At 65.0% G+C, this 26,399-nt stretch carries 19 protein-coding genes; 4 read left to right on the top strand and 15 right to left on the bottom strand.

Annotation, left to right across the window (positions count from 1 at the left end):
- Window positions 1-20: 20 nt before the first annotated feature.
- Both AC4OR5_RS09425 and AC4OR5_RS09420 read right to left on the bottom strand, forming a co-directional pair.
- Complete coding sequence (locus AC4OR5_RS09425; RefSeq protein WP_003103688.1) at window positions 21-788, bottom strand: ParA family protein; 768 nt, start codon at window positions 786-788, stop codon at window positions 21-23.
- 90 nt (window positions 789-878) lie between these two features.
- Complete coding sequence (locus tag AC4OR5_RS09420) at window positions 879-1,784, bottom strand: LysR family transcriptional regulator (RefSeq protein ID WP_003095817.1); 906 nt, start codon at window positions 1,782-1,784, stop codon at window positions 879-881.
- 175 nt (window positions 1,785-1,959) lie between these two features.
- On the opposite strand from AC4OR5_RS09420, the gene AC4OR5_RS09415 reads away from it, so the two are divergent.
- Window positions 1,960-3,276: an MFS transporter gene (locus AC4OR5_RS09415; protein ID WP_003103690.1), complete on the top strand. Its 1,317-nt coding sequence runs from the start codon at window positions 1,960-1,962 to the stop codon at window positions 3,274-3,276.
- Between the two features lie 27 nt (window positions 3,277-3,303).
- Here AC4OR5_RS09415 and AC4OR5_RS09410 read toward each other — a convergent pair whose 3' ends face one another.
- Window positions 3,304-4,233 carry an oxidoreductase gene (locus tag AC4OR5_RS09410; RefSeq protein ID WP_058161058.1) on the bottom strand — a complete coding sequence of 310 codons (930 nt, stop codon included), beginning with the start codon at window positions 4,231-4,233 and terminating at the stop codon, window positions 3,304-3,306.
- 111 nt (window positions 4,234-4,344) lie between these two features.
- Here AC4OR5_RS09410 and AC4OR5_RS09405 point away from each other — a divergent pair, with 111 nt between their 5' ends.
- Both AC4OR5_RS09405 and AC4OR5_RS09400 read left to right on the top strand, forming a co-directional pair.
- Window positions 4,345-5,418 (top strand): AraC family transcriptional regulator, encoded by a 1,074-nt coding sequence (locus tag AC4OR5_RS09405; protein WP_023100012.1) that lies wholly within the window; start codon window positions 4,345-4,347, stop codon window positions 5,416-5,418.
- Between the two features lie 73 nt (window positions 5,419-5,491).
- Window positions 5,492-6,472: a PA5033 family protein gene (locus tag AC4OR5_RS09400; protein WP_031693139.1), complete on the top strand. Its 981-nt coding sequence runs from the start codon at window positions 5,492-5,494 to the stop codon at window positions 6,470-6,472.
- Window positions 6,473-6,592: 120 nt separating this feature from the next.
- Here AC4OR5_RS09400 and hemE read toward each other — a convergent pair whose 3' ends face one another.
- From hemE to pilM, 11 genes are all read right to left on the bottom strand, one after another.
- Window positions 6,593-7,660, bottom strand: a complete 1,068-nt coding sequence (gene hemE / locus AC4OR5_RS09395) for a uroporphyrinogen decarboxylase (RefSeq protein WP_023126734.1) — start codon at window positions 7,658-7,660, stop codon at window positions 6,593-6,595.
- Between the two features lie 176 nt (window positions 7,661-7,836).
- On the bottom strand, window positions 7,837-9,270 hold the full coding sequence (locus AC4OR5_RS09390; protein ID WP_003095829.1) for an FAD-dependent oxidoreductase: 1,434 nt from the start codon (window positions 9,268-9,270) through the stop codon (window positions 7,837-7,839).
- A 28-nt stretch (window positions 9,271-9,298) separates the two neighbouring features.
- A complete protein-coding gene (gene gltB / locus AC4OR5_RS09385; protein WP_034002709.1) occupies window positions 9,299-13,744 on the bottom strand; it encodes a glutamate synthase large subunit in 4,446 nt (1,481 codons plus the stop codon).
- A gap of 224 nt (window positions 13,745-13,968) precedes the next feature.
- Window positions 13,969-15,624, bottom strand: coding sequence for an AAA family ATPase (locus tag AC4OR5_RS09380; RefSeq protein WP_058161057.1), 1,656 nt, complete (start codon window positions 15,622-15,624; stop codon window positions 13,969-13,971).
- Window positions 15,625-15,630: 6 nt separating this feature from the next.
- Complete coding sequence (gene aroB / locus AC4OR5_RS09375) at window positions 15,631-16,737, bottom strand: 3-dehydroquinate synthase (protein WP_058161056.1); 1,107 nt, start codon at window positions 16,735-16,737, stop codon at window positions 15,631-15,633.
- Between the two features lie 49 nt (window positions 16,738-16,786).
- Window positions 16,787-17,305, bottom strand: coding sequence for a shikimate kinase AroK (aroK, locus tag AC4OR5_RS09370; protein ID WP_003095833.1), 519 nt, complete (start codon window positions 17,303-17,305; stop codon window positions 16,787-16,789).
- A gap of 11 nt (window positions 17,306-17,316) precedes the next feature.
- Window positions 17,317-19,461 (bottom strand): type 4a pilus secretin PilQ, encoded by a 2,145-nt coding sequence (gene pilQ, locus AC4OR5_RS09365; protein ID WP_058161055.1) that lies wholly within the window; start codon window positions 19,459-19,461, stop codon window positions 17,317-17,319.
- 53 nt (window positions 19,462-19,514) lie between these two features.
- On the bottom strand, window positions 19,515-20,039 hold the full coding sequence (gene pilP / locus AC4OR5_RS09360) for a type 4a pilus biogenesis lipoprotein PilP (RefSeq protein ID WP_003095836.1): 525 nt from the start codon (window positions 20,037-20,039) through the stop codon (window positions 19,515-19,517).
- Entirely contained in the window at window positions 20,036-20,659 is a 624-nt protein-coding gene (pilO, locus tag AC4OR5_RS09355; protein WP_003103268.1) for a type 4a pilus biogenesis protein PilO, read from the bottom strand. The genes pilP and pilO overlap by 4 nt, the downstream gene beginning before the upstream one ends.
- Window positions 20,656-21,252: a type 4a pilus biogenesis protein PilN gene (gene pilN / locus AC4OR5_RS09350; protein WP_003095839.1), complete on the bottom strand. Its 597-nt coding sequence runs from the start codon at window positions 21,250-21,252 to the stop codon at window positions 20,656-20,658. The genes pilO and pilN overlap by 4 nt, the downstream gene beginning before the upstream one ends.
- Window positions 21,252-22,316, bottom strand: a complete 1,065-nt coding sequence (gene pilM / locus AC4OR5_RS09345; RefSeq protein ID WP_058161054.1) for a type IV pilus assembly protein PilM — start codon at window positions 22,314-22,316, stop codon at window positions 21,252-21,254. Before pilM ends, pilN begins: the two co-directional genes overlap by 1 nt.
- A 184-nt stretch (window positions 22,317-22,500) precedes the next feature.
- Here pilM and AC4OR5_RS09340 point away from each other — a divergent pair, with 184 nt between their 5' ends.
- A complete protein-coding gene (locus AC4OR5_RS09340; RefSeq protein WP_023126737.1) occupies window positions 22,501-24,972 on the top strand; it encodes a penicillin-binding protein 1A in 2,472 nt (823 codons plus the stop codon).
- Between the two features lie 95 nt (window positions 24,973-25,067).
- Here the strand turns inward: AC4OR5_RS09340 and AC4OR5_RS09335 are convergent, their stop codons facing one another.
- Window positions 25,068-26,336, bottom strand: coding sequence for a malic enzyme (locus AC4OR5_RS09335; RefSeq protein ID WP_003095842.1), 1,269 nt, complete (start codon window positions 26,334-26,336; stop codon window positions 25,068-25,070).
- Window positions 26,337-26,399 lie beyond the last annotated feature (63 nt).

The following is a 26,399-nucleotide window of genomic DNA, read 5'->3' as shown; positions in this document are numbered from 1 at the left end:
AGCGCTGCCGCAGAGACTGCTCAGCTTTCGAGCAGCCCGTGCAACTCGACGAACTGCTGGGTCAGCTTGTGCCGCGGTTCGAGGAAGATCAGCGGGGTGCAAGCCTGGTGCGACTCGCGCATCTTCACCGAACTCATCAGGTACACCGGCAGCACCGGCAGTTCCTCCGCCACCAGCTCGTCGAGCAGTTGCTGCGGCAGGCTGGCGCGCGGCTGGAACTGGTTGACCACGATGCCCTCGACCTGCAGGTCTTCGTTGTGGTCGTCACGCAGTTCCTCGATCTCCTGGAGAAGGCCATACAGCGCCTGGCGGGAGAAGCTGTCGCAATCGAAGGGAATCAGGCAGCGATCGGCAGCGATCAGCGCAGATACCGTGTAGAAATTCAGTGCCGGCGGGGTATCCAGGTAGATCCGGTCGTAGTCTTCGTCCAGTTCGTCCAGCAATTTGCGCAGCTTGTTGATCTTGTGCTTCGACTCCAGCTTCGGCTGCAGGTCGGCCAGTTCGGGGCTGGAGGTGACGATGTGCAGGTTGTCGAACGGCGTCTCGTAGATCTCGACCCTACCCTTCTTGCTGAAGGGCCCGGAAGACAAGGTCTGCTTGAAGAAGTCGGCGATCCCCACCGGCAGGTCCTCGCCGGTCAGTCCGGTCAGGTAGTGCGTGGAGTTGGCCTGGGCGTCCAGGTCCACCAGCAGGGTGCGATAGCCCTCCGCCGCGCTGACCGCCGCCAGGTTGCAGGCGATGCTGGACTTGCCTACCCCGCCTTTCTGATTGAACACCACGCGCCGCATGGGAAATCTCCGTGAGCCGAGCCTGATCCCGGATGATAGGCAAAGCCGCGGGCAAGCGCGAGCGCCGTCTCGGTCCTGACATAGAGCGGTTCAGCGCCGGCGCAGGCTGGCCGCCTCGCGGGTCACCAGGTCGATGAAGGACAGCGCCAGCGGCGAGCCCTCGTTCTGCCGGCGGACCAGCCATACCGCAGTCGTCGCCTCGGGATCGCTCAGGGTGCGGTAGACCACGCCGTCGACCCGGGTGCGGCGGAACGACGCCGGCAGGATCGACACCCCCAGTCCGGCCGAGACCAGGCCGATGATGGTCATCGCCTCGCTGGCCTCCTGGGCGATGCGCGGGCTGAAGCCGGCCTGTCGGGTCAGGGCGATGACCTGGTCGTAGAGCCCGGTGCCGTAGCTGCGCGGGAAGAACACGAAGGGCTCCTCGGCCAGGGCGGCGATGGCCAGGCCATCCTCGCTGCCGGCCGCCAGCGGATGGTCGGCCCGCAGCACCGCCACCAGCGGTTCGCGGAACAACTCCACCCAATGCACCGCATCCGGCAGCGCCAGCGGGCGGATCACGCCCACCTGCAGGCTTTCCTCGAGCAGCGCCTTGAGTACCTGGCGGCTGCTCATTTCCTGCAGGTCGAGGTGTACGTCCGGATAGGCCTTGCGGAAGGCATGGATGCTGCTGGGTATGGTCGAGGTGAAGGGCGCCGAGGAAGTGAAACCGATCTTCAGCTCGCCCAGTTCCCCCAGGTGGGCGCGACGCGCCAGCAGCACCGCCTTGTCTACCTGGGCCAGCACCTGGCGGGACTCGTCGAGGAACAGCCGGCCGGCGTCGGTGAGTTCGACGCGGCGGTTGGTGCGCTCGAACAGTCGCGCACCGATTTCCTCCTCCAGCGCCTGGATCTGCTGGCTCAACGGCGGCTGGGAGATCCCCAGGCGCTCGGCGGCGCGGCCGAAGTGCAGCTCCTCGGCGACGGCGATGAAATAGCGCAGGTGCCTGAGTTCCAAGCGGCCCCTCCTATTAGGTCTTTTTTCATATCAATCGTGTCGATCAATATATTGGAAATCATATAAACCTATCTATATCCTTTGCCACATAACCTCCAACAACGACCCCTTGTCCCTGAAATCCAGGTGGCGCGGCCTCGTTGTGCCTGCTCGCCACCGTCCCCAGAGGTGCCCCGTGAGCAATCCGCAAGTCCGGCCACAGGCCGAAGAAGAACCCGCGTTAATCGAGGCGGCCCGCGAAGCAGCCAACGAGGTGCTGGAAGCCGCCACCGAAGTCGAACGCTATATCGAAAAAGGCACCCCGCAGTTCATGCGCACCTCGCTGGCGCTGTTCTCCGGCGGTTTCGCCACCTTTGCCCTGCTCTACTGCATCCAGCCGATGATGCCGGTGCTGTCCAAGGCGTTTTCCATCAGCGCCGCGGAAAGCAGCCTGGCATTGTCCGTCGCCACCGCCATGCTCGCCCTTGGCCTGCTGGTCACCGGCCCGATCTCCGACGCGATCGGCCGCAAGCCGGTGATGGTCGTCTCGCTGCTGGCCGCCGCGCTGTTCACCCTCGGCAGCGCGGTGATGCCCACCTGGCATGGCGTGCTGCTGATGCGCGCGCTGGTCGGGCTGTCCTTGAGCGGCCTGGCCGCGGTGGCGATGACCTATCTCAGCGAAGAGATCCATCCGCAGCACATCGGCCTGTCGATGGGCCTGTACATCGGCGGCAACGCCATCGGCGGGATGAGCGGACGCCTGATCAGCGGCGTCCTGGTCGATTTCATCTCCTGGCATGCCGCACTGGCGGTCCTCGGCGGCCTGGCCCTGGTCGCCGCGCTGGTGTTCTGGCGCGTGCTGCCCGAATCGAAACACTTCCGGCCGGCACCGCTGAAGCCGGCGACCCTGCTCAACGGCTACCGCTTGCACTTCCGCGACGCCGGACTGCCCTGGCTGTTCCTGATCGGCTTCCTGCTGATGGGCAGCTTCGTCACCCTGTTCAACTACATCGGCTACCGCCTGCTGGCCGAGCCCTACCACATGAGCCAGGCGGTGGTCGGCGTGCTCTCGGTGGTTTACCTCTCGGGCATCTACAGCTCGGCCTGGGTCGGTTCGCTGGCCGACAAGCTGGGGCGACGCAAGGTGCTCTGGGCGGTCATCCTGCTGATGCTCGGCGGCCTGCTGCTGACCCTGTTCGAGCCGATCCCGCTGATGCTCGCCGGCCTGCTGCTATTCACCTTCGGCTTCTTCGGCGCGCACTCGGTGGCGAGCAGCTGGATCGGGCGCCGCGCCCTGCGCGCCAAGGGCCAGGCCTCGTCGCTCTACCTGTTCAGCTACTACGTCGGCTCAAGCCTGGCCGGCACCCTCGGCGGGGTGTTCTGGCATTACTACGGCTGGAACGGCATCGGACTGTTCATCGGCTCGCTGCTGGTGGTCGCGGTATTGGTCTCGCTGCACCTGGCGCGCCTGCCGGCCCTGCCTGGCAACACCCTGGCGCAGGCCGCCCACTGAGTTCGAGGCGCCGGTCTCCCGGCGCCTTCACTCCGACCAGAAGCGTACTCCGGTCAGTTCTTCCGATAGCGCCCACAGCCGCGCGGCCAGCCCCAGGTCGCGCGCATTCCGCGGAATCCGCGCCGCCGCCGGATAACCGCGGGTTTCCAGCCAGCGATCTGGGCCGACATAGGCGCCGCCATACCAGCGCTGTTCGGTCAGCGCGGAAAGTGCCGGCAGCGCCCCCATCTCAGCCGATTGCGCGAACGCTCCGTTGGCCACCTTCATCGCCCAGCGTCCCAGGCGCGAACCGGACATCGCCGGCGCCGCGTACTGCAGGTTGGTCGCCGCGTAGCCCGGATGCGCCGCCAGGCTCTGCAGAAGCACGCCCCGCTGGCCGGCGCGGCGCTGCAACTCCAGGCTGAACAGCAGATTGGCCTGCTTGCTGTGGCAATAGGCGAGATAGCGGTTGTAGCCGCGCTCGGCGTTGAGGTCGTCGAGCGGCAGCCGGCCGAACTGGTTGAAACCGCTGGTCATGCCCACCACCCTGGGCCGTGGAGCGGCCAGCAACGAGTCCAGCAGCAGTCCCGTAAGGGCGAAGTGGCCGAGGTGATTGGTGCCCATCTGCATCTCGAAACCGTCGCGGGTACGCCGCAGGGGCAGGAACATCACTCCGGCGTTGTTGAACAAGAGATCGAGGCGTTCGTGGCGCTGGCGGAAACCGGCGGCGCAGGCGCGGATCGAGGCGAGGTCGGCCAGGTCGAGATCGGCCAGCGCCAGGCGTGCCTGGGGATACTCGTCGAGGATCGCCCGCCGCGCCCGCTCCGCCTGTTCGCGATTGCGGCAGGCCATCACCACGGTCGCCCCTTTGCCGGCCAGCGTGCGCGCCGCCTGCCAACCCAGGCCGCTGTTGGCGCCGGTGACCAGCGCCAGGCGCCCGGCCAGTTGCGGAATGTTGCGTCGTACCCAGGGATGCATCGCTCGTTCTCCGCTTGACTGCGTTGCCGGGCAGTATCGCGGCACCAGCCAATGCAGCGGCAGACGCGCTCGCGCCAGACTGCCGATCATTTCGGGCCAGGACACGCCAGCATGAGCCGCCGCACGGACTCCGACGCACCGACCATCACCGCCGCCTATCCGCGCCTGCTGCTCGGCCTGCTGGAGGAACGCGGCCTGGACGGACGCGCGCTGCTGCGGGAAATCGGTCTGTCGACGCTGCGACTGGAAGAGCCGGAAGCACGCGTCACATCGCAGCAGTACCAGGCGATCGCCGCCGCGGCGCTCGCGCTGAGCGGCGACCCCGGCCTCGGCGCACAGCTCGCCTTGCGCACGCCTCCCACCGCCCATGGCAGCCTGGGCTACGCGATGATGGCCTCGGCGACGCTCGGCGATGCCTTGTGCCTGGCGCTGCGCTACATGCCGCTGCTGCAGGGCAACGTCGAAATCAGCCTGCTGCGCGAGGACGAGCAGGTGATCCTGCGCCTGCTGCCAGGCCCCGCGCTCCCGCCGGCGCTGCACCGGTACTTCAGCGAAGCCCTGCTGATCGGCCTGTATCGCTCCGGCGCCTGGCTGCTCGGCGAACCGGCCCTGGTCGGCAGGCTCGACTTCGACTATCCCGAACCTGCCGTGCCTGTGCCACTGCCGCAGTGCCGCTACGACCAGGCCCACGTCCAGCTGGTGTTCCCCGCCATCCTGCTCGCCCGCTCGCTACCGATGGCCGATCCGGCTGCATTGCGCCGCGCCCGCGAACACTGCGAACGCGAACTGGCGCTGCTCGATGCCGGCCGCCGGGACATCTGCGCCCGCGTGCGGCTGGAGCTGGAACGGCAGGAACAGCGTTTCCCCAACCTGGAGGAAGTAGCCACGCGCCTGCACCTGTCCAGCCGCAGCCTCAAGCGGCATCTGCATGACGCCGGCACCAGCTTTCGCCAGTTGCTCGGCCAGGCTCGCCAGCGCCAGGCCTTGCGATTGCTGCGGCGTCCCGAGGTGTCGTTGCAGCGTATCGCCCTGTACCTGGGCTACAGCGATCCAACCAACTTCACCCGCGCCTTCAAGCGCTGGACCGGCGAGCCGCCGAGCGACACCCGCGAGCGCCTGTTGGGCGGGCAGGCAGTTTCACGAACAAATGCCAAGCGCTCGACAAATCCCTCGCGTCTCCCTTGAGCACGGCAAGCGCTGTTCTATGCTGCTGCGGCCGGCATCCGGCCGGCCTCGACAGCGATATGAAAGGGACTTTATGAAACCAGCGATCAAGCGCGCCTGCCTGCTCGGCACGGCACTGTTCTCCCTCTGCGCCAGCGCAGCCCAGGCGGCCGGCGTTCTGGTAGGAACCTGGGACCTGCGGGGCAACGGCCAGCTCGCCGCGGTCTACCGCGACGGCGCCAACCTGCAGGTGGTGGAAGGCGGCAGCACCCGCAACTACAGCTTCGGCAACGTGGTCTGGTCGGTCTTCGGCGCCACCGATACCGACGGCCAGCCCGGCGCGGAAATCCTGGTCAAGGCCGGTCCCGACCTGGTGATCGTCTCCCACGCCAGCACCACCCAGCGCAAGTACCCGGTAGGCAACGTCTCCTGGGCGATCATGCGTGCCACCGACGTCGACAACGTCGCCGGCGACGAAGTCATCCTCAGCATCGGCAACGGCGTGCGCACCGTATTCGATCGCACCCGTACGCAACGCGACGCCACCTTCAGCTACAACGGCACCTGGGGCCTGTTCGACGTCGTCGACGTGGACGGCGCGCCGGGCAAGGAACTGGTGCTGAACATGGGCAACGGCGTCAAGGTCATCGACCCGCGCACCAGTGGCGCCAAGGACTTCACCTTCAGCGGCTACCACGCGCTCGCACAGATCGCCGACCTCGACGGCCAGCCCGGCGCGGAGATCATCGGCCGCACCAGCACCGGCATCTACGTGATCAGCAACGCCACTTCCCGCAAGGAATACAGCATCGGCGCCAGCGCCTGGGCACTCTATGGCGGCACCGCGGACACCGACGGCAAGCCGGGCAACGAGCTGATCGTGGTGATGCAGGGCAAGGTGCGGGTCATCCACCACGCCAGCGGCGCCAGCAACGACTACCGCATCGGCGACGTCAACTACAGCATCGATTCGGTGGCCGACATGGATGGACAGCCGGGCGCGGAAATCCTCGTGCGCGACGCCAACGGCAAGCTGTTCGTGATCAACGACCGCACCGGCAAGGTAAGCAGTTGAGCCGGGCGGGTTGCGTAGGGCGGGTACGCCACCGGCGCGGCCCCGCCAAGCAACGCGCCGGAGGGCCGTCGGCCCGCGCATGAAAAAGGGGAGCCTCGGCTCCCCTTCTTTCGTTCCGGCTCAGCCGTGGTACTGCGCCGACAGCTCGTGCACCGCCTCGAAGAAGGCGCCGGCATGGGCCGGGTCGACTTCCGGGGTGATGCCGTGGCCGAGATTGAACACATGCCCCGTACCCTTGCCGTAGGCCGCCAGGATCCGCGCGACTTCGGCGCGGATCGCCGCCGGATTGGCGTAGAGCACCGAGGGATCCATGTTGCCTTGCAGGGCTACGCGCTCACCGACACGGGCCCGGGCGCGGCCGATGTCGCAGGTCCAGTCCAGGCCCAGCGCCTCGGCGCCGACCTCGGCCATCGACTCCAGCCACAGGCCGCCTCCCTTGGTGAAGAGGATCACCGGCACCCGGCGTCCGTCGTGCTCGCGGATCAATCCATCGACGATCTTGCGCATGTAGGCCAGGGAGAACTCCTGGTAGGCCGCCGCCGACAGGCTGCCGCCCCATGAGTCGAAGATCTGCACCGCCTGGGCGCCGGCGCGGATCTGCCCGTTGAGGTAGCTGGTCACCGATTGCGCCAGCTTGTCCAGCAGAGCGTGCATGGCCTTGGGGTTGTCGTAGAGCATCGCCTTGGACTTGCGGAAGTCCTTGCTCGAGCCGCCCTCGACCATGTAGGTGGCGAGGGTCCAGGGGCTGCCGGAGAAGCCGATCAGCGGTACGCGGCCGTTCAGCTCGCGGCGGATGGTGCGCACGGCGTCCATCACATAGCCCAGGTCCTGTTCCGGATCGGGAACCGGCAGCGCCTCGATGTCGGCCAGCGACGAGACCACCTTGCGGAAGCGCGGGCCTTCGCCGGTCTCGAAGTACAGGCCCTGGCCCATGGCATCGGGAATGGTCAGGATGTCGGAGAAGAGGATCGCGGCGTCCAGCTGCGGGTAACGGTCCAGCGGCTGCAGGGTCACTTCGCAGGCCAGCTCCGGGTTCATGCACAGGCTCATGAAATCGCCGGCCTTGGCACGGGTGGCACGGTATTCCGGCAGGTAACGACCGGCCTGGCGCATCATCCAGACGGGGGTGACATCGACGGGCTGCTTGAGCAGGGCGCGGAGGAAGCGGTCGTTCTTCAGGGCAGTCATAACGGCATCCGATCAAAGGCTGCTGGCTTCACGCGGGCGCGTGCGGAAGAGGGTTATCCACAGGCCGGCGGGCGAAAAGGGCCGCTATTGTCGCAAAGCACAAAACAAAAGGCACGGCGGGGGCCGTGCCTTTTGTCTATCGCGGTGATTTGTCGCAGCGCCGGTGGCGTCGCGGGTCAGACGCCAAGGTAGTCGAGGATGCCTTCGGCCGCGGTACGTCCTTCGAAGATCGCCGTCACCACCAGGTCGGAACCACGGACCATGTCGCCACCGGCGAAGATCTTCGGGTTGCTGGTCTGGTGCTTGAACTGCGCCTGCGCCGGAGCCACCACGCGGCCCTGGCTGTCGGTGGCGATCTCGAAGCGCTCGAACCACGGCGCCGGACTCGGCCGGAAGCCGAAGGCGATCAGCACGGCTTCCGCCGGGATGATCTCCTCGGAACCGGGGATAGGTTCGGGGCTGCGGCGTCCGCGGGCGTCCGGCTCGCCGAGACGGGTCTCGACCACCTTCACGCCTTCCACCCGGTCCTCGCCGACGATGGCGATGGGCTGGCGGTTGAAGAGGAACTTCACGCCCTCTTCCTTGGCGTTCTTCACTTCCTTGCGCGAGCCCGGCATGTTTTCTTCGTCACGGCGATAGGCACAGGTCACCGACTTGGCGCCCTGGCGGATCGAAGTGCGGTTGCAGTCCATCGCGGTGTCGCCGCCGCCCAGGACCACCACGCGCTTGCCCTTCATATCGACGAAGTCCTCGGCCGACTTCTCGAAGCCGAGGTTGCGGTTCACGTTGGCGATGAGGAAGTCCAGGGCGTCGTGTACGCCCGGCAGGTCCTCGCCGGGGAAACCACCCTTCATGTAGGTGTAGGTGCCCATCCCCATGAACACGGCATCGTACTCATCGAGCAACTGCTCCATGGTCACGTCCTTGCCGATCTCGGTGTTCAGGCGGAACTCGATGCCCATGCCGGTGAACACCTCGCGGCGACGGCTGAGGACGTGCTTCTCCAGCTTGAACTCGGGAATGCCGAAGGTCAGCAGGCCGCCGATCTCCGGGTTGCGGTCGAACACCACCGGGGTCACGCCGTTGCGCACCAGCACGTCGGCGCAGCCGAGGCCGGCCGGGCCGGCACCGATCACCGCGACGCGCCTGCCGGTCGGCTTGACCTTGGACAGGTCCGGGCGCCAGCCCATGGCGAAGGCCGTATCGGTGATGTATTTCTCCACCGAGCCGATGGTCACCGCGCCAAAGCCGTCGTTGAGGGTACAGGCACCCTCGCAGAGGCGGTCCTGCGGGCAGACCCGGCCGCAGACTTCCGGCAGGGTGTTGGTCTGGTGCGACAGTTCGGCGGCGGCCAGGATGTTGCCTTCGGAAACCAGCTTCAGCCAGTTCGGGATGAAGTTGTGCACCGGGCACTTCCACTCGCAGTAGGGGTTGCCGCAGCCCAGGCAGCGGTGGGCCTGGTCGGCGGCCTGCTGCGGCTTGAACAGGTCGTGGATCTCCACGAACTCGCGCTTGCGCTGGCGCAGGAGCTTCTTCTTCGGGTCCTTGCGCCCGACTTCGATGAACTGGAAGTCGTTGTTCAGGCGGTCGGAATTCAGACGTTCAGACATATCGAAACCTCATCACAACTTCGGGCGCTTATTGCGGGTTGGCACGGGTGCTGGTCAGCAGCGAACCGAGGCTGGCCGCCTTCGGTTTCACCAGCCAGAACCGTCGCAGGTAGTCATCCAGGTTTTCCAGGATGTTCGCGCCCCACTCGCTTGCCGTTTCGTTCACGTACTCGACCAGGACCTTGCGCAGGTGGCTGCGATAGGCCTCCATCGCCTCGCCGCTGATCCGCTGGATTTCCACCAGCTCGTGGTTCACGCGGTCGACGAAAGTGTTGTCCATGTCAAGGACGTAGGCGAAGCCCCCGGTCATGCCGGAGCCGAAGTTGTGGCCGGTCTTGCCCAGCACGCAGACGAAACCGCCGGTCATGTATTCGCAGCAGTGGTCGCCGGTGCCTTCCACCACCGCATGGGAACCGGAGTTGCGCACGGCGAAGCGCTCGCCGGCGGTTCCGGCGGCGAACAGCTTGCCGCCGGTGGCGCCGTACAGGCAGGTGTTGCCGACGATGGCCGATTCCTGGGTCTTGAACGGGCTGCCCTTGGGCGGGGTGATGACCAGCTTGCCGCCGGTCATGCCCTTGCCCACGTAGTCGTTGGCGTCGCCTTCCAGGTACAGGTGCAGGCCACCGGCGTTCCACACGCCGAAGCTCTGTCCCGCGGTGCCCTTGAAACGGAACACCACCGGCGTCTTGGCCATGCCCTGGTTGCCGTGCAGGCGGGCGATCTCGCCGGATACCCGCGCGCCGATGGATCGGTCGCAGTTGCAGATGTCCAGCTCGTACTCGCCGCCGCTCAGGCCTTCGATGGCGGCCTTCGACAGCTCGACCATCTTCTCGGCCAGCAGGCCCTGGTCGAACGGCGGGTTTTTCTCCACCTCGCAGAACTGCGGCTTGTCGGCCGGGATCAGGTCACTGCCCAGCAACGGAGCGAGATCCAGGTTCTGCTGCTTGGCGGTCTCGCCGGGGAGGATCTCCAGCAGGTCGGTGCGGCCGATCAGCTCGCCCAGGCTGCGCACGCCGAGGCGCGCCAGCCACTCGCGGGTTTCCGAGGCAATGAAGGTGAAGAAGTTGATCACCATCGCGGTGGTGCCGATGAAGTGGTCCTTGCGCAGCTTGTCGTTCTGCGTCGCCACGCCGGTGGCGCAGTTGTTCAGGTGGCAGATGCGCAGGTACTTGCAGCCCAGGGCGATCATCGGTGCGGTGCCGAAGCCGAAGCTCTCGGCGCCGAGGATGGCCGCCTTGATCACGTCCAGGCCGGTCTTCAGGCCGCCATCGGTCTGCACCCGGACCTTGCCGCGCAGGTCGTTGCCGCGCAGGGTCTGGTGGGTTTCCGCCAGGCCCAGTTCCCAGGGCGAGCCGGCGTACTTGATCGAGGTGATCGGCGAGGCGCCGGTACCGCCGTCGTAGCCGGAGATGGTGATCAAGTCCGCATAGGCCTTGGCCACGCCGGCGGCGATGGTGCCGACGCCAGGCTCGGATACCAGCTTCACCGATACCAGCGCCTGCGGGTTGACCTGCTTGAGGTCGAAGATCAGCTGCGCCAGGTCTTCGATGGAGTAGATGTCGTGGTGCGGCGGCGGCGAGATCAGGGTCACGCCGGGCACCGCATAGCGCAGGCGGGCGATCAGGCCGTTGACCTTGCCGCCCGGCAACTGGCCGCCCTCGCCGGGCTTGGCGCCCTGGGCCACCTTGATCTGCAGGACCTCGGCGTTGACCAGGTATTCCGGGGTCACGCCGAAGCGGCCGGTAGCCACCTGCTTGATCTTCGAACTCTTCAGCGTGCCGTAGCGCGCCGGGTCCTCGCCGCCCTCGCCGGAGTTGGAACGACCGCCCAGGGTGTTCATCGCCTCGGCCAGCGCCTCGTGGGCCTCCGGCGACAGCGCGCCGAGGGAAATCCCGGCGGCATCGAAGCGCTTGAAGATGGCTTCCAGCGGCTCCACCTCGTCGAGCGCCAGCGGCTGCGCGGCGGTCTTCACCTGCAACAGGTCGCGGATCATCGACACCGGGCGCTGGTCCACCAGCGCGGTGTATTCCTTGAACTTCTCGTAGTCGCCCTGCTGCACGGCAGCCTGCAGGGTATTCACCACATCCGGGTTGTAGGCGTGGTATTCGCCGCCATAGACGAACTTCAGCAAGCCGCCCTGCTGGATCGGCTTGCGGTTGCTCCAGGCCTCGGCGGCCAGGAGCTTCTGCTCGTTCTCGATATCGACGAAGCGCGCACCCTGGATGCGGCTGGCGACTCCGGTGAAGCACAGGCCGGTGACCTCGTCGGACAGGCCCACCGCCTCGAACAGCTGCGCGCCACGGTAGGACGCGACGGTGGAGATGCCCATCTTCGAGAGAATCTTCATCAGGCCCTTGGAGATCCCCTTGCGGTAGTACTTGAACACCTCGTAGAGGTCGCCCAGCACTTCACCGGTGCGGATCAGGTCGGCCAGCACCTCGTAGGCGAGGAACGGATAGACCGCCGAGGCGCCGAAGCCGATCAGCACCGCGAAATGGTGCGGATCGCGGGCGGTGGCGGTCTCCACCAGGATGTTGGAGTCGCAGCGCAGCCCGGTCTGCACCAGGCGGTGGTGCACCGCGCCGACGGCCAGGGCAGCATGCACCGGCAGTTTGCCGGGAGCGATATGGCGGTCGCTGAGGATCAGCAGCACCTTGCCGCCGCGCACGGCTTCCTCGGCCTGGTCGGCGATGTTGCGCACCGCGGCCTCCAGGCCCATCGACTCGTCGTAGTTGAGGTCGATGAAGTGGCGGTCGAAGCCCGGGCGGTCCAGGGTCATGATGGTCCGCCACTTCGCCGGCGAGATCACCGGAGTGGTGAGGATCGCCTGGTTGGCATGGTGCGGGGCTTCCTCGAAGATGTTCTGCTCGACGCCCAGGCAGGTTTCCAGGGACATCACGATGGCTTCGCGCAGCGGGTCGATCGGCGGGTTGGTGACCTGGGCGAATTGCTGGCGGAAGTAATCGTACGGAGAGCGGATGCGCCGGGAGAGGATCGCCATCGGCGTATCGTCGCCCATGGAGCCCACCGCTTCCTGGCCCTGCTCGCCGAGCGGACGCAGCACCTGGTCACGCTCCTCGAAGGTGACCTGGAACATCTTCATGAATTGCTTGAGCTGGTCGGCGTCGTAGCTGGCCACGCCATGGTCGTCGTCCAGGGTCGCCTGGATGCGCAGGGCATTCTGCCGCAGCCATTGCTTGTAGGGATGGCGCGACTTCAGGCGGTTGTCGATGTCGTCGCTGTGCAGGACCTGGCCGGTCTCGGTGTCCACCGCGAGGATCTGCCCCGGACCGACGCGACCCTTGGCGATGACGTCCTCGGGCTTGTAGTCCCAGACGCCGATTTCCGAAGCCAGGGTGATGTAGCCGTTCTTCGTGGTGACCCAGCGCGACGGGCGCAGGCCATTGCGGTCGAGCAGGCAGACGGCATAGCGACCGTCGGTCAGCACGACGCCGGCGGGGCCATCCCAGGGCTCCATGTGCAGCGAGTTGTACTCGTAGAACGCGCGCAGGTCGGCGTCCATGGTCTCGACGTTCTGCCAGGCCGGCGGGATGATCATGCGCAGGCCGCGGAACAGGTCCATGCCGCCGGTGACCATCAGTTCGAGCATGTTGTCCATGCTCGACGAGTCGGAGCCGACGCGGTTCACCAGCGGGCCTAGCTCTTCCAGGTCGGGGATCAGTTCGTTGGTGAACTTGGTCCGCCGCGCCTGGGCCCAGTTGCGATTGCCGGTGATGGTGTTGATCTCGCCGTTGTGGGCGAGGAAGCGGAAAGGCTGCGCCAGCGGCCATTTCGGCAGGGTGTTGGTGGAGAAGCGCTGGTGGAATACGCAGATCGCGGTCTGCAGGCGCTCGTCGCCAAGGTCCGGATAGAAGGCGGCCAGGTCGGCCGGCATCATCAGGCCCTTATAGATGATGGTCTTGTGCGAAAAGCTGCAGATGTAGTGGTCGCTGTCGGCGGCGTTGGCCACCGACGAGCGGCGCCGTGCGCTGAACAGCTTGATGGCGAAGTCCTGGTCGCTCAGGCCGGCGCCGCCGATGAACACCTGTTCGATCTGCGGCAGGCGCTCCAGCGCCAGGCGGCCGAGAACGCTGGTATCGATCGGCACCTTGCGCCAGCCGACCAGCTGCAGTCCGGCGGCGACGATCTCGCGATTCATGTTCTCGCGTGCCGCCTCGGCTTTCACCGGGTCCTGGTTGAAGAACACCATGCCCACCGCGTATTGCTCGGGCAGGTCGACAGAAAAGGCTTCCCTGGCGACGGCACGCAGGAACAGGTCGGGCTTCTGGATCAGCAGCCCGCAGCCGTCCCCGGTCTTGCCATCGGCATTGATCCCACCGCGGTGGGTCATGCAGGTCAGTGCTTCGATTGCGGTTTGCAGAAGTTGATGGCTCGGCTCGCCCTGCATATGGGCGATCAGGCCAAATCCGCAGTTATCCTTGAACGTTTCAGGATGGTACAGACCTGCTTTCATAAGGAACTCTCACCGGCAAAACTTTTTTAGTCATCTACTTCGCCTGTCACCCGCTCATGCGGCGAGTTTTCGACAGGCAAAGGGAGGCCATTGTACATAGGTGCACAAGGCCTCACAAATTTTGCGGCGAGAAAATGAAATTCAATGTCGCCAAAATGAAAGACGAAACCCACCAGTCATGCTAACGACTAGCGAGTTTCGTCAAGAGGCGACGGCAGGTCGGATCAATGCGCCTGGCCGATCTCCTGCTGGATGCTGGCGAAGGTACGCGGCCACGGCTTGCCGGCCTGCACCTTGGACGGCAGTTTTTTCACTGCGGCCAGGGCGGCGGCACGGTTCGGGAAGCTGCCATAGGTGACGACGTAGAACGGCTTGCCTTGCAGGGTTTTCTTGAAGTAGCGGAAATCGCCGCCGCCCTGCTGGCGAATGAACGCCTGGGCATTGGCTTCGGAGCCGGTACCGAGGATCTGCAGGGCGAAGTTACCACCAGACTGGTTGCGATACCACTGGCTTCCCGCACCGCCACCGCTGGCCGGCTTGGCGGCCGGAGCCGGGGCCGGCTTCGCCGCGGCGGTGGTGGCCGGCTTGCTCGCCGCCGGCTTGGCCGGAGCGGGGGCCGGGGCCGGCTTGCTGGCCGGAGCGCTGGCGACCGGCGCGGCCGGTGCCGGGGTCTGCGCCGGAGTCGGGGTCGCCGCAGGCGCGGTCGGTTCGGTCGGCGCCGGCGGCACCGGATGCATCGGCGTGACGCCGTTGTTGGCCAGCGGCGTCACCGGAGGAGCCGAGCTGGAAACGGTAGGCGGCACCGCGGCGGACGGCAGGCCGCCTTCGTCGTCGCCACCTTGCCCGGCAGCCTGGGCCAGCGGCTCGCGAATGACCGGCTGCGACTCGCCGACCAACGGTAGCGGCAACGGCTGGCTGGAGCCGTTGAACTCCACGGCCGGGCCGCTGCCCGACTGCTGGGCCTGGGCCGGCGTAGCGCCATTCATGGACAATTCGCTAGAGGCGGTCTGCGGCGCCTCCGGCTTGCTCTTGCCTTGCATGAACCAGGCGGCGATCACGCCGATGGCCACGACCGCAAGAATCACCAGATGCTTCTTGGGCAAGTTGAAAGACCCTCCGGTTGCCTTGCGCGCTGCGCCACGATTGGCCAGCATCGCTTCGATCAGGGCATCGCGGGCGACCTGGTTGATCGCTCCCGGCCAGCCTTCCGACTGCTCGTGGATGTCCACCAGCAGGTCGTTGGAAATCAGCTCGATGCCCTGCCCGGCGCCCTCGAGACGCTGGGCCAGGTAGTCGCGGGTTTCCTCTTCGCTGTATGGCTGCAACTCGATGGCATGGAAGCGCTCCTCACCCTCGGAAAACACCTCCAGGCGCGGCAGCAACGACGGCTCACCGAACAGGAATACATGCAGGCGTCCCTCGTTGGTGCCGGAAGCCAGCAGCAACAGCACTTCCAGCGCGCTGTCCTGGAGCTGCTCGGCATCATCCACCATCAGATAGACGTCCTGCCCGGTGATCGCCAGCTGCGCCACCTTGGTCAGGATCGCCTCCAGGCTCGCCTGGTTGATGCTCAGGCCCTGCGCCACCTGGCGCAGCAACGAAGTCTCGTCGGCGGCGGTGCGCGCCGAGATCACCACGCTGAGGACCGCATCCTTGTTGGTGCTGGCCACCAGCGCCTGGCGCAGCAGGGTCTTGCCGCTGCCCAGGGGCCCGGTGACCAGCAGCAGGAGCTGGCTGTAGCGGGCCAGATGGTGCAACTGGCCGAGCACCGGCTTGCGCTGCGCCGGGAAGAACTTGAAACCCGGAACGCGCGGCGCGAACGGGTCGTGACTGAATTGGTAGTGGCCCAGGAAGGCCTCATCGGCATGCAAGCTGGTCATGGGACCTCATTCATCTCCAAGCTGGTCGGCCAAGGCCCGATAGTCGGTGCGCAGGGTCGCGTCCAAGATCTCACGGGGAAAATCGCCGGTGACCACGGCATTCCCCAGTCCTTGCAGCAAAACCAGACGCAGGCGGCCATCGAGCACTTTCTTGTCGACGGCCATGTGTTCCATAAAATCTTCCGCCGTCATCTCGGCCGGCGGTACCACGGGCAGGCCAGCCCGGCGCAGCATGCGGATACCGCGATCGCGCTCGGCGGCGCTCAGCCAACCCAACCGATGCGACATCTCGAGTGCCATCACGGTTCCCGCCCCTACCGCTTCGCCGTGCAACCAGACGCCGTAACCTTGCTGGGTCTCGATCGCGTGACCGAAGGTATGGCCGAGGTTCAGCGTGGCACGCACGCCCGACTCGCGCTCGTCGGCGCCCACCACGCGGGCCTTCGCCGCGCAAGAGCGCTCGATGGCCTCGGTGACAACGGTCGGCTCCAGTGCCAGCAAGGCATCCATGTGCGCTTCCAGCCAGGTGATGAACGGTTCGTCGCAAATGAAACCGTACTTGATCACCTCCGCCAGCCCGGCGGACAGCTCACGGGACGGCAGCGTCTTCAGCGACGCGGTGTCGATGACCACCGCCTGGGGCTGGTAGAACGCACCGATCATGTTCTTGCCCAACGGATGGTTGATCCCGGTCTTGCCGCCCACCGAGGAGTCGACCTGGGACAACAGGGTGGTCGGCACCTGGATGAAGTTGACCCCACGCTGGTAGCAGGCCGCGGCGAAACCGGCCATGTCACCGATGACGCCGCCGCCCAGGGCGATCAGGGTAGTCTTGCGGTCATGCCGCTCCTTCAGCAGGGCATCGAAGATCAGTTGCAGGGTTTCCCACTGCTTGTAGGCCTCGCCGTCGGGCAGCACCACAGGGGTGACCTCGTGGCCTTGCAGTGCCTTGAGCAGGGTTTCCAGATAGAGAGGAGCGACCGTTTCGTTGCTGATCACCGCGACCCGGCGACCGACGATATGCGGCGCGAACCAGCGGGCGTCGCCCAGCAGGTTTTCACCGATGTAAATGGGATAGCTACGCTCGCCTAGATCGACGTGAAGTGTGCGCATGAGGCCCCCAGACAGGAAAGGGCAATAGGATAACGCAATTCGCCGCGCCTCAGCGGGGCGGCAACTTGCGCAGGCGTTCGAGAATTTCCTGGACGACCAGGCGCGGCGGCCTTTCGTCGGTCTCCACCACCACATCGGCGATTTCGCGGTAGAGCGGGTCGCGCAGCGCCATCAGGTCGCGGAGGATCTGTCCCGGGTTGGGCTTCTGCAACAAGGGGCGGTTGCGGTCCCGCGCCGTGCGCGCGATCTGGTGCTCGACCGAGGCATGCAGGTACACAACCCGGCCACCGGCGCGCAGCACCTGGCGGTTACCGTCGCGCATCACCGCCCCGCCGCCGGTGGCGATCACCATGCCGTCGGCGGCGCAGAGTTCGGTGAGCATGGCCTGCTCGCGCTCGCGGAAACCGACCTCGCCCTCGACATCGAAGATCCATGGGATATTCGCGCCGCACCGCTGTTCGATCTCCTTGTCGGAGTCCTTGAACGCGAGATGCAGCTCCTTGGCGAGCAGGCGCCCGATGGTGCTCTTTCCAGCACCCATCGGGCCGACGAGGATCAGGTTGACCACGTTGTTCGATATCAGCGACCGATTGCGATGGCCTGATTATTCATGATCCGCGGTGTCAGGAAAACCAGAAGTTCGTTTTTCACGTCCGAGACCGTATCGCGCCGGAACAGTCGCCCCAGGTAAGGCAGGTCGCCGAGGAACGGCACCTTGTCCACCGACTTGCTCTGGGTGTTGCTGAACACGCCGCCGATGACGATGGTCTCGCCGTCGTTGACCAGTATCTTGGCGTTGACCTCGTTCTTGTTGATCGGCGGTACGCCGTTCAGTGCGCGATCGAAGTCCGGCGCATCCTTGGTCACCTTCACTTCGACGATGATCCGGTTGTCCGGGGTGATCTGCGGGGTCACCTCGAGGGACAGCGCGGCCTCCTTGAACGAGGTGCTGGTAGCGCCGCTGGAGCTGGCCTCCTGGTAGGGTACTTCCTGGCCCTTGAGGATCTTCGCGGTTTCCTTGTCCGAGGTCACGACCTTGGGCTGGGAGACGATCTCGCCGTTGCCGGTCTTTTCCATCGCCGACAGTTGCAGGTCGAGGATGATGTTGTCGGTGATGAAGCCGATGCCGATCCCGGAGGTGGCATCCTTGGCGCCGATGTCGACGAACGGCGACGGCGACTTACTGGTTCCCGTGGTGGGGAAAGTACAGTTGCCGGCGATCGGGCCGCAGTTCATGCCGTCCTCGTCCTTGATCCCGATATTGCCGTCCTTGCCGTAGCCGTTCCAGTTGCCCTTGTGATAAGCGCCGCCCCAGCGCACACCGAGGCTCTTGTCGTAACCGACGTTGGCCTCGACGATGCGCGCCTCGATCATCACCTGGCGCACCGGAATATCCAGCTGCGAAACGATCCGCCGCAGTTCGTCCAGTCGCTCCTGGGGCTGATAGGCGATGATGCTGTTGGTGCGGTCGTCGACGGTGATCGAGCCGCGCCCGCCTTCCTTGCCTTCCTGGCCACCATCGCTGGTCACCGACTGGAACAGCTTGGCGATGTCCGCGGCCTTGGCGTAATTCACCTGGATCAGTTCCCGACGCAGTGGCGCCAACTCGGCGATCTGCTTCTGCGCTTCCAACTCCTGGCGCTCACGGGCGGCAATCTCGTCGGCCGGGGCCACCAGCAGCACGTTGCCGAGCTTGCGCTTGTCCAGGCCCTTGGTCTTCAGCACCAGGTCCAGCGCCTGGTCCCACGGCACGTTCTGCAGGCGCAGGGTGATATTGCCCTGCACGGTATCCGAGGCCACCAGGTTCAGGTCGGTGAAGTCGGCGATCAGTTGCAGTACCGAACGCACGTCGATGTCCTGGAAGTTCAGCGACAGTTTCTCGCCGGTATAGGCGAAATTGTCCTTCTTGCGCCGCTCGGCGTCTTCCGTGGTCATCGGCTTGATGCTGACGGTCAAACGATTGTCGGTCTGGTAGACCAGGTAGTCGTAGAGCCCGCTCGGTTCGATGGTGATGCTGGTACGGTCGGATTGCGCGCTGGCGTTGACGAACTGCACCGGCGTAGCGAAGTCCTTGACGTCCAGGCGAACCCGCAGCGCATCCGGCAGTTGGGTCTTGGCGAAGTCCAGGCGGATCTTGCCGCCCTGCTCCTGGATATCCGGGCTCAAGGTCGGGTCGGACAGGTCGATGACCACGTTGCCCTCGCCCTTTTCGCCACGCTGGAAATCGATGTTGCGGATGGCACGACCCGCCGGCACGTACGGCTTGGGCTTGATCGGCTGGGCATAGCTGGCCGGAGCCGGGCTTGCCTTGACCGGAGCGGCGGAAGCGACGCTGGCGCCGGCCGGCGAATTGCCGACCACCACGAAGAGGTTGTTGCCTTCCACCCGGGTGGCGTAGGACGACAGCGTGGTCAGGTTGATGATCAACCGTGTGCGATCCTTCGCCTCGACCACCGTGACGCTGCGCGTATTGCCCACGCTCAGCTCGCGGTTCTTGGTGCCGAGCTTGTTCTGCACCCCCGGCAGATCGAGGGCGATTCGCGCCGGCTGCTCGATGGTATAGCCACGCGGCGCGGCGACGGGCTCGTCGAACTGCAGCTTTAGCTCGACCCGGTCGCCAGGCAGTGCCGCCACGTCGAGTTTCTCCAGGTCCGCGGCGAGCAATGCCGGCGCGAACATGGCGGCCAGCAAAGCGATCCCGAGGCGCGAGAGGCCACTGTTCATCGTCCGACTCCGTTGTACAGACTGCTGTTGGTTATGCATGTTTTTCCCCGCCCTCAGGAGCGTTCCTTGAGAGTCAGGCTGCGCGGACGCTCCAGCCAGTTCCCCTCTCCGTCAGGAACGATTTCGATCACGTCTATTTTTCCTTCGCTGATGCCGACGACCTTGCCGTCGTTGCGCCCCAGGTAGTCCCCGACCCTCACCCGGTGCACGCCACCCGCGCCCTTCACCAGGGCGAAGGTGCCCTGGGCGTTGGACAGGGTGCCGACCATCTCGAAGGTCTCGATGTTGAAGCCTTCCAGGAACTGCTTGACCCGCGTCTCATCGGGCTTGATTACCTTGTTGCCCTTCTGCCGCACGGTCAGGTCGATCTTCACCGGCGGCTGGAACGGGCTGCGTAGCGACGCGGCGCTATAGGTGAAGGCCTCGTACGGCTGGAACTTCGGCAACGGCTCGATGGTACCCTTGGGTCGGGCGCGAACCTCGTCCATGTAGGACTGCAGATCGGCGAAATCGGAACCGCCGCCGCATCCGGCCAGGCTGGCGAGCAGCAGGCTGCTCAGAATCAGGCGGGCTCTCATTTCTTCAGCCCCTTGTCGTTGTAGCGATAGGTCTTGGCCAGGATGCTCATGCGCAGCTTGGACGTGCTGCCGGGCGCGACCGGCTTGATCTCGAAGTCATGCAGGGTGACGATCCGCGGCAGGCTGGACACGCCGCTGACGAAGGTCGCCAGGTCGTGGTAGCCGCCGACCACGCTGATCTGGATCGGCAGCTCGATGTAGAACTGCTGGGCAACCTCGGGAAGCAGCTTGATTTCCTCGAACTCAAGGCCGCTGCCCAGGCCGGTACGAGTGATGTCCTCGAGCAGCCCGGGTACCTCGGTGTCGCTGGGCAACTGCCGCAGCAAGGCGCCGAAGGACTCTTCCATCTCCTTCATCTGTGCCTTGTAGGCTTCCAGGTTCGCGGCCTGGAAGGCCTTGGTGGAGAACTGCTGCTTGAGCGTCTCCTCTTCCGCGGCCTGCTGTTCGAGCTGAGCCTGCATGTCGCTCAGATGGAAGTTGTAGCCCAGCGCCAGGACCGCCGCGGTCAGCAGCACGCAGACGATGACCTTGACCGCCGCCGGCCAGGAACCGATGTTGTTCAGGTCAAGATCGTTGATATCGATCTTGCGCAGACTTTCCAGGGAACTGGCCAGACTCATTTCTTGGCTCCTTGCGCAACCCCATGCTTCGCCTTGGCGTCTTCCTCGCCGGGCTGCGTCTGCTGCACGGTCAGTTGGAACACGTTGGCCTGGTCCACCGCGCCCTGGGTCACCGCCTTGACCTCGTTCAGGGTCGGAGCGGTCAGCCACTCGGACGCGTCCATGTTGCGCATGAGATTGGAAACGCGGTTGTTGGACTCGGCCGCGCCGGCGATGGCGATGTTCTTGCCGGTCATCTTCAGGTCGGTGAAATACACGCCGTCGGGCAAGGTCCGCACGAGCTGGTCGAACACCCGTCCGATGATGGGACGATTGCCCTGCAGGTCCTGGATGATCTTCATCCGCTCGAGCAATTGCTGGCGACGCGACTTCAGTTCGCTGATTTCCTTGATCCGGGCGTCGAGTACGACGATTTCCTTGCGCAGGAAGTCGTTGCGGGCGTTCTGGTTCTCGATGGCCGCGGTGAAGTACTGGTCGCCAAGGAATACCAGCGCAGCCGATGCCACCAGGACGCCGCCAAGAATCACCAGGAACTGCTGCTTGCGCTGCTCGCGCAGCTCTTCGCGCCAGGGTAGAAGGTTGATCCGTGCCATCAGTCGAAACTCCTCAACGCCAGGCCGCAGGCGATCATCAACGCCGGAGCGTCGCTGGCCAGGGCGCCGGCATTCACCTTGCCGTTCAGCGCCATGTCGGCGAACGGGTTGGCGACCAGGGTCGGGGTGCCGATCTTCTGCTGGATCAACCGATCGAGATCCTGGATAGACGCCGTACCGCCCGCCAGGACGATGTAGTCGACGTCGTTGAACTGTCCGGCGGCGAAGAAGAACTGCAGCGAGCGGGAAACCTGCTGCACCACGGCGTCCTTGAACGGACGCAGAACTTCGCTGTCGTAGTCATCCGGAAGACCACCCTGCTTCTTGGCGAGACCGGCTTCCTCCACCGAAAGTCCGTAACGCCGCTGGATCTCCTCGGTGAGCTGGCGACCGCCGAACAGCTGTTCGCGGGTATAGATGGTACGTCCGTTGTGCAGGACGCTCAGGGTGGTCATGGTCGCGCCGATGTCCACTACCGCCACGGTCAACTGGTCGGTGTCGGCACCCAGTTGGCTGCTCAGCAGCGCATAGGAGCGCTCCAGCGCGTAGGCCTCGACGTCGACCACCTTGGCGGTCAGGCCGGCCAGCGCCAGGGCCGCTTCGCGAACCTCGACGTTCTCTTTCCGACAGGCGGCCAGGAGTACGTCCACGAGCTCGGGATTGCGCGCGGAGAGCCCTTGGACCTCGAAGTCGATGGCGACTTCCTCCAGCGGATAGGGGATGTACTGGTCGGCCTCGATCTTCAGCTGGTTTTCCAGTTCATCCTCGGAAAGCCCGGCCTCCATCTCGATGGTCTTGGTGATCACCGCCGAACCGGCGACGGCGACCACGGCCGACTTCAGGTTGGTTTTCGCCTTGACCAGCACCCGTGACAACGCCTGACCGACCCCTTCCAGCTCGACGATGTTCTTTTCCACGACTGCATTCGGCGGAAGCGGCTCGACGGCATAGGCCTCCACTTTGTAGCGGCCTCCGGAGCGGCTCAACTCAAGGAGCTTTACCGAGGTCGAGCTGATGTCGATCCCCAGCAAGGTGTTCGCTTTCTTCTTTATGAGCCCTAGCACGACCAATTCCCTATTAGCGTTCAATACTTACGAACGATTCTTCTTTTTTCACATTAGATACCAGAGCCGAAGGCCAGGCAAATGGCTAGGTCACAGAAAAATTGCTTATAATGTGAACAGCTTTTGCCTTTTTCCTGTCCTATTCGCTTAACTCTTTCTTTTTCCTGGAAATCCGAATCTACCCATGCGCCTGCTGAAGTTCCTGTGGTGGACTTGCGTCACCCTGATTTGTGGAGTGCTGCTCAGTTTCAGCGGCGCCTATCTCTATCTGAGTCCCAGCCTGCCCTCGGTGGAAGCTCTGCGTAACGTCCAGCTGCAGATCCCCCTCAAGGTCTACAGCGAGGACGGCAAGCTGATCTCCGAGTTCGGCGAGATGCGCCGGACACCGATCCGCTTCGCCGATATCCCGCAGGACTTCATCCATGCCCTGCTGTCCGCCGAGGACGACAATTTCGCCAACCATTATGGCGTCGATGTGAAAAGCCTAATGCGCGCCGCCGCGCAATTATTGAAAAGCGGTCACATCCAGACTGGCGGCAGCACCATCACCATGCAGGTAGCGAAGAACTACTTCCTTACCAATGAAAGAAGCTTCTCGCGAAAGATCAATGAAATCCTCCTGGCCCTGCAGATCGAGCGACAGCTGACCAAGGACGAGATCCTCGAGCTTTACGTCAACAAGATCTACCTGGGCAACCGTGCCTATGGCATCGAGGCTGCCGCACAGGTCTATTACGGCAAGCCGATCAAAGACTTGAGCCTGGCCGAGATGGCGATGATCGCCGGCCTGCCGAAAGCGCCCTCGCGCTACAACCCGCTGGTCAACCCGACCCGCAGCACGGAACGGCGCAACTGGATCCTCGAGCGCATGCTCAAGCTCGGCTTCATCGACCAGCAGCGCTACCAGGCCGCCGTCGAGGAGCCGATCAACGCCTCCTACCACGTGCAGACCCCCGAACTGAATGCGCCCTACATTGCCGAGATGGCCCGCGCCGAGATGGTCGGCCGCTACGGCAGCGAGGCCTATACCGAGGGCTACAAGGTCATCACCACGGTCCGCAGCGACCTGCAGAACGCCGCCAGCCAATCGGTCCGCGACGGCCTCATCGACTATGACCAGCGCCACGGCTACCGAGGCCCGGAGACCCGCCTGCCGGGCCAGACCCGCGACGCCTGGCTCAAGCACCTGGGCCAGCAGCGCAGCATCGGCGGCCTGGAGCCGGCGATCGTCACCCAGGTGGAAAAGAGCGGGATCATGGTGATGACCCGCGACGGCAAGGAAGAAGCCGTGACCTGGGACAGCATGAAATGGGCACGCCCCTTCCTCAGCAACAACAGCATGGGCCCGATGCCGCGCCAGCCCGCCGACGTGGCCCAGGCCGGCGACCAGATCCGCGTGCAGCGCCAGGAAGACGGCACCCTGCGCTTCGTACAGATTCCCGCCGCACAGAGCGCGCTGATCTCCCTGGACCCGAAGGACGGGGCGATCCGCTCGCTGGTCGGCGGCTTCTCCTTCGAGCAGAGCAACTACAACCGCGCGATCCAGGCCAAGCGCCAGCCGGGCTCCAGTTTCAAGCCGTTCATCTACAGCGCGGCCCTGGACAATGGTTTCACCGCCGCCAGCCTGGTCAACGATGCGCCGATCGTGTTCGTCGACGAGTACCTGGACAAGGTCTGGCGACCGAAGAACGACACCAACACCTTCCTCGGCCCGATCCCGCTGCGCGAAGCCTTGTACAAGTCCCGCAACATGGTCTCGATCCGCGTCCTGCAGGGCCTGGGCATCGAGCGGGCGATCAGCTACATCACCAAGTTCGGCTTCCAGCGCGACGAACTGCCGCGCAACTTCTCCCTGGCCCTGGGTACCGCGACAGTCACACCGATGGAAATCGCCGGCGCCTGGAGCGTATTCGCCAACGGCGGCTACAAGGTCAATCCGTACGTCATCGAACGCATCGAGAGCCGCGACGGACAGGTGCTGTACCAGGCCAATCCGCCCCGCGTGCCGGTGGAAGAACAGGTCGCTGCGCCGGATGCGGAAGACGCCGGGAATCCTGGCGCCCCCGAGCATCCGGAGAGCGCCGAAGGCGAAGGTTCGATCGAAGCCCAGCAAGTCGCCGCCAAGGCCCAGACCACCTTCGAGCCGACCCCGGCCGAACGGATCATCGATGCCCGTACCGCCTATATCATGACCAGCATGCTGCAGGACGTGATCAAGCGCGGTACCGGGCGCCGCGCCCTGGCGCTGAAGCGCACCGACCTGGCCGGCAAGACCGGCACCACCAACGATTCCAAGGATGGCTGGTTCTCCGGCTACAACTCCGACTACGTGACCAGCGTCTGGGTCGGCTTCGACCAGCCGGAGACCCTGGGTCGCCGCGAGTACGGCGGTACCGTCGCGCTGCCGATCTGGATCAGGTACATGGGCTTCGCCCTCAAGGACAAGCCGATGCACACCATGGCCGAGCCGCCAGGCATCGTCAGCCTGCGCATCGACCCGGTGACCGGCCGTTCGGCCGCGCCGGGCACTCCCGGCGCCTATTTCGAGATGTTCAAGAACGAGGACACCCCGCCCTCGGTCAACGAACTGCCGCCGGGCAGCTTCCCTGGCAGCCCGCTGCCGGATGACGAAGGCGCGCCGATCGACCTGTTCTGAACCGGCGCCTGCGCTTCGTCGACGACGACGGAGCGCGAGGCGCAGGCAAAAAGAAACCCCGCCAAGGCGGGGTTTCTTTTTATCCGGCGGATCGATCAGCCGTTGAAGACTTCGTCCACCGATTTCAGCGGATAGTTCTTCGGATACGGCAGGGTAGCCACGCCGGTCTCGATGGCAGCCTTGGCCACGGCATCGGAAACCACGGTGATCAGGCGCTTGTCCATCGGCTTCGGAATGATGTACTCGCGGCCGAATTCCAGCTTGTCCACGCCATAGGCGGCGCAGACGTCCTCCGGGACCGGCTGCTTGGCCAGGTCGCGCAGGGCCAGGGCGGCGGCGATCTTCATCTCTTCGTTGATGCGCGTGGCACGTACGTCCAGGGCACCGCGGAAGATGAAGGGGAAACCGAGCACGTTGTTGACCTGGTTCGGATAGTCGGAACGTCCGGTAGCCATGATCACGTCGTTGCGGGTGGCATGGGCCAGTTCCGGCTTGATCTCCGGGTCCGGGTTCGAGCAGGCGAACACGATCGGGTTCGGCGCCATGCGCTTGAGGTCTTCCGGCTCCAGCAGGTTGGCGCCGGACAGGCCGACGAACACGTCGGCGCCCTCCAGGGCGTCGGCCAGGGTACGCTTGTCGGTCTCGGTGGCGAACACCGACTTGTACTGGTTCAGATCGTCGCGACCGGCGTGGATCACGCCCTTGCGGTCGATCATGTAGATGTTCTCGACCTTGGCGCCCATGCTCACCAGCAGCTTCATGCAGGAGATGGCGGCAGCGCCGGCGCCGAGGCAGACGATTTTCGCTTCTTCCAGCTTCTTGCCGGCCAGTTCCAGCGCGTTGAGCATGCCCGCCGCGGTCACGATGGCGGTGCCGTGCTGGTCATCGTGGAACACCGGGATGTCGCACTGTTCGATCAGCGCGCGCTCGATCTCGAAACACTCGGGAGCCTTGATGTCCTCGAGGTTGATACCGCCGAAGGTGATGGAAATACGCTTGACGGTATCGATGAAAGCCTGCGGGCTCTCGGCGTCGACCTCGATGTCGAACACGTCGATGCCGGCGAAGCGCTTGAACAGCACACCCTTGCCTTCCATCACCGGCTTGGAGGCCAGCGGGCCGAGGTTACCCAGGCCGAGAATCGCGGTGCCGTCGGAAATCACTGCCACCAGGTTGCCCTTGCCGGTGTACTGGTAGGCCAGCTCGGCATCGCGGGCGATTTCACGCACCGGCTCGGCGACACCCGGGCTGTAGGCCAGGGACAGGTCCCGGGCGGTAGCGGTGGGTTTGGTCAGCTCGACACTCAGTTTTCCCGGACGGGGTTGTGCGTGATATTCGAGGGCAGCGGTTTTAAGATCGGACATTTGGGCACTTCCGCTTTATTGCTTGTTGGACAGACGGGGCGACCGAGCATACGCAAGAAGACG

It is taken from the genome of Pseudomonas sp. YA1, from assembly GCF_058680555.1.
Note: the sequence above shows the minus strand (reverse complement) of the source record. Positions and strands in the feature narration are given on the sequence as shown.

Bases quoted from the DNA above. Each gene is read 5' to 3' on its own strand.
- AC4OR5_RS09425 (WP_003103688.1), bottom strand. From the start codon at position 788: ATGCGGCGCGTGGTGTTCAATCAGAAAGGCGGGGTAGGCAAGTCCAGC.
- AC4OR5_RS09410 (WP_058161058.1), bottom strand. From the start codon at position 4,233: ATGCATCCCTGGGTACGACGCAACATTCCGCAACTGGCCGGGCGCCTG.
- AC4OR5_RS09405 (WP_023100012.1), top strand. From the start codon at position 4,345: ATGAGCCGCCGCACGGACTCCGACGCACCGACCATCACCGCCGCCTAT.
- AC4OR5_RS09400 (WP_031693139.1), top strand. From the start codon at position 5,492: ATGAAACCAGCGATCAAGCGCGCCTGCCTGCTCGGCACGGCACTGTTC.
- hemE (WP_023126734.1), bottom strand. From the start codon at position 7,660: ATGACTGCCCTGAAGAACGACCGCTTCCTCCGCGCCCTGCTCAAGCAG.
- AC4OR5_RS09390 (WP_003095829.1), bottom strand. From the start codon at position 9,270: ATGTCTGAACGTCTGAATTCCGACCGCCTGAACAACGACTTCCAGTTC.
- gltB (WP_034002709.1), bottom strand. From the start codon at position 13,744: ATGAAAGCAGGTCTGTACCATCCTGAAACGTTCAAGGATAACTGCGGA.
- AC4OR5_RS09380 (WP_058161057.1), bottom strand. From the start codon at position 15,624: ATGACCAGCTTGCATGCCGATGAGGCCTTCCTGGGCCACTACCAATTC.
- aroB (WP_058161056.1), bottom strand. From the start codon at position 16,737: ATGCGCACACTTCACGTCGATCTAGGCGAGCGTAGCTATCCCATTTAC.
- pilQ (WP_058161055.1), bottom strand. From the start codon at position 19,461: ATGAACAGTGGCCTCTCGCGCCTCGGGATCGCTTTGCTGGCCGCCATG.
- pilP (WP_003095836.1), bottom strand. From the start codon at position 20,039: ATGAGAGCCCGCCTGATTCTGAGCAGCCTGCTGCTCGCCAGCCTGGCC.
- pilO (WP_003103268.1), bottom strand. From the start codon at position 20,659: ATGAGTCTGGCCAGTTCCCTGGAAAGTCTGCGCAAGATCGATATCAAC.
- pilN (WP_003095839.1), bottom strand. From the start codon at position 21,252: ATGGCACGGATCAACCTTCTACCCTGGCGCGAAGAGCTGCGCGAGCAG.
- AC4OR5_RS09340 (WP_023126737.1), top strand. From the start codon at position 22,501: ATGCGCCTGCTGAAGTTCCTGTGGTGGACTTGCGTCACCCTGATTTGT.
- AC4OR5_RS09335 (WP_003095842.1), bottom strand. From the start codon at position 26,336: ATGTCCGATCTTAAAACCGCTGCCCTCGAATATCACGCACAACCCCGT.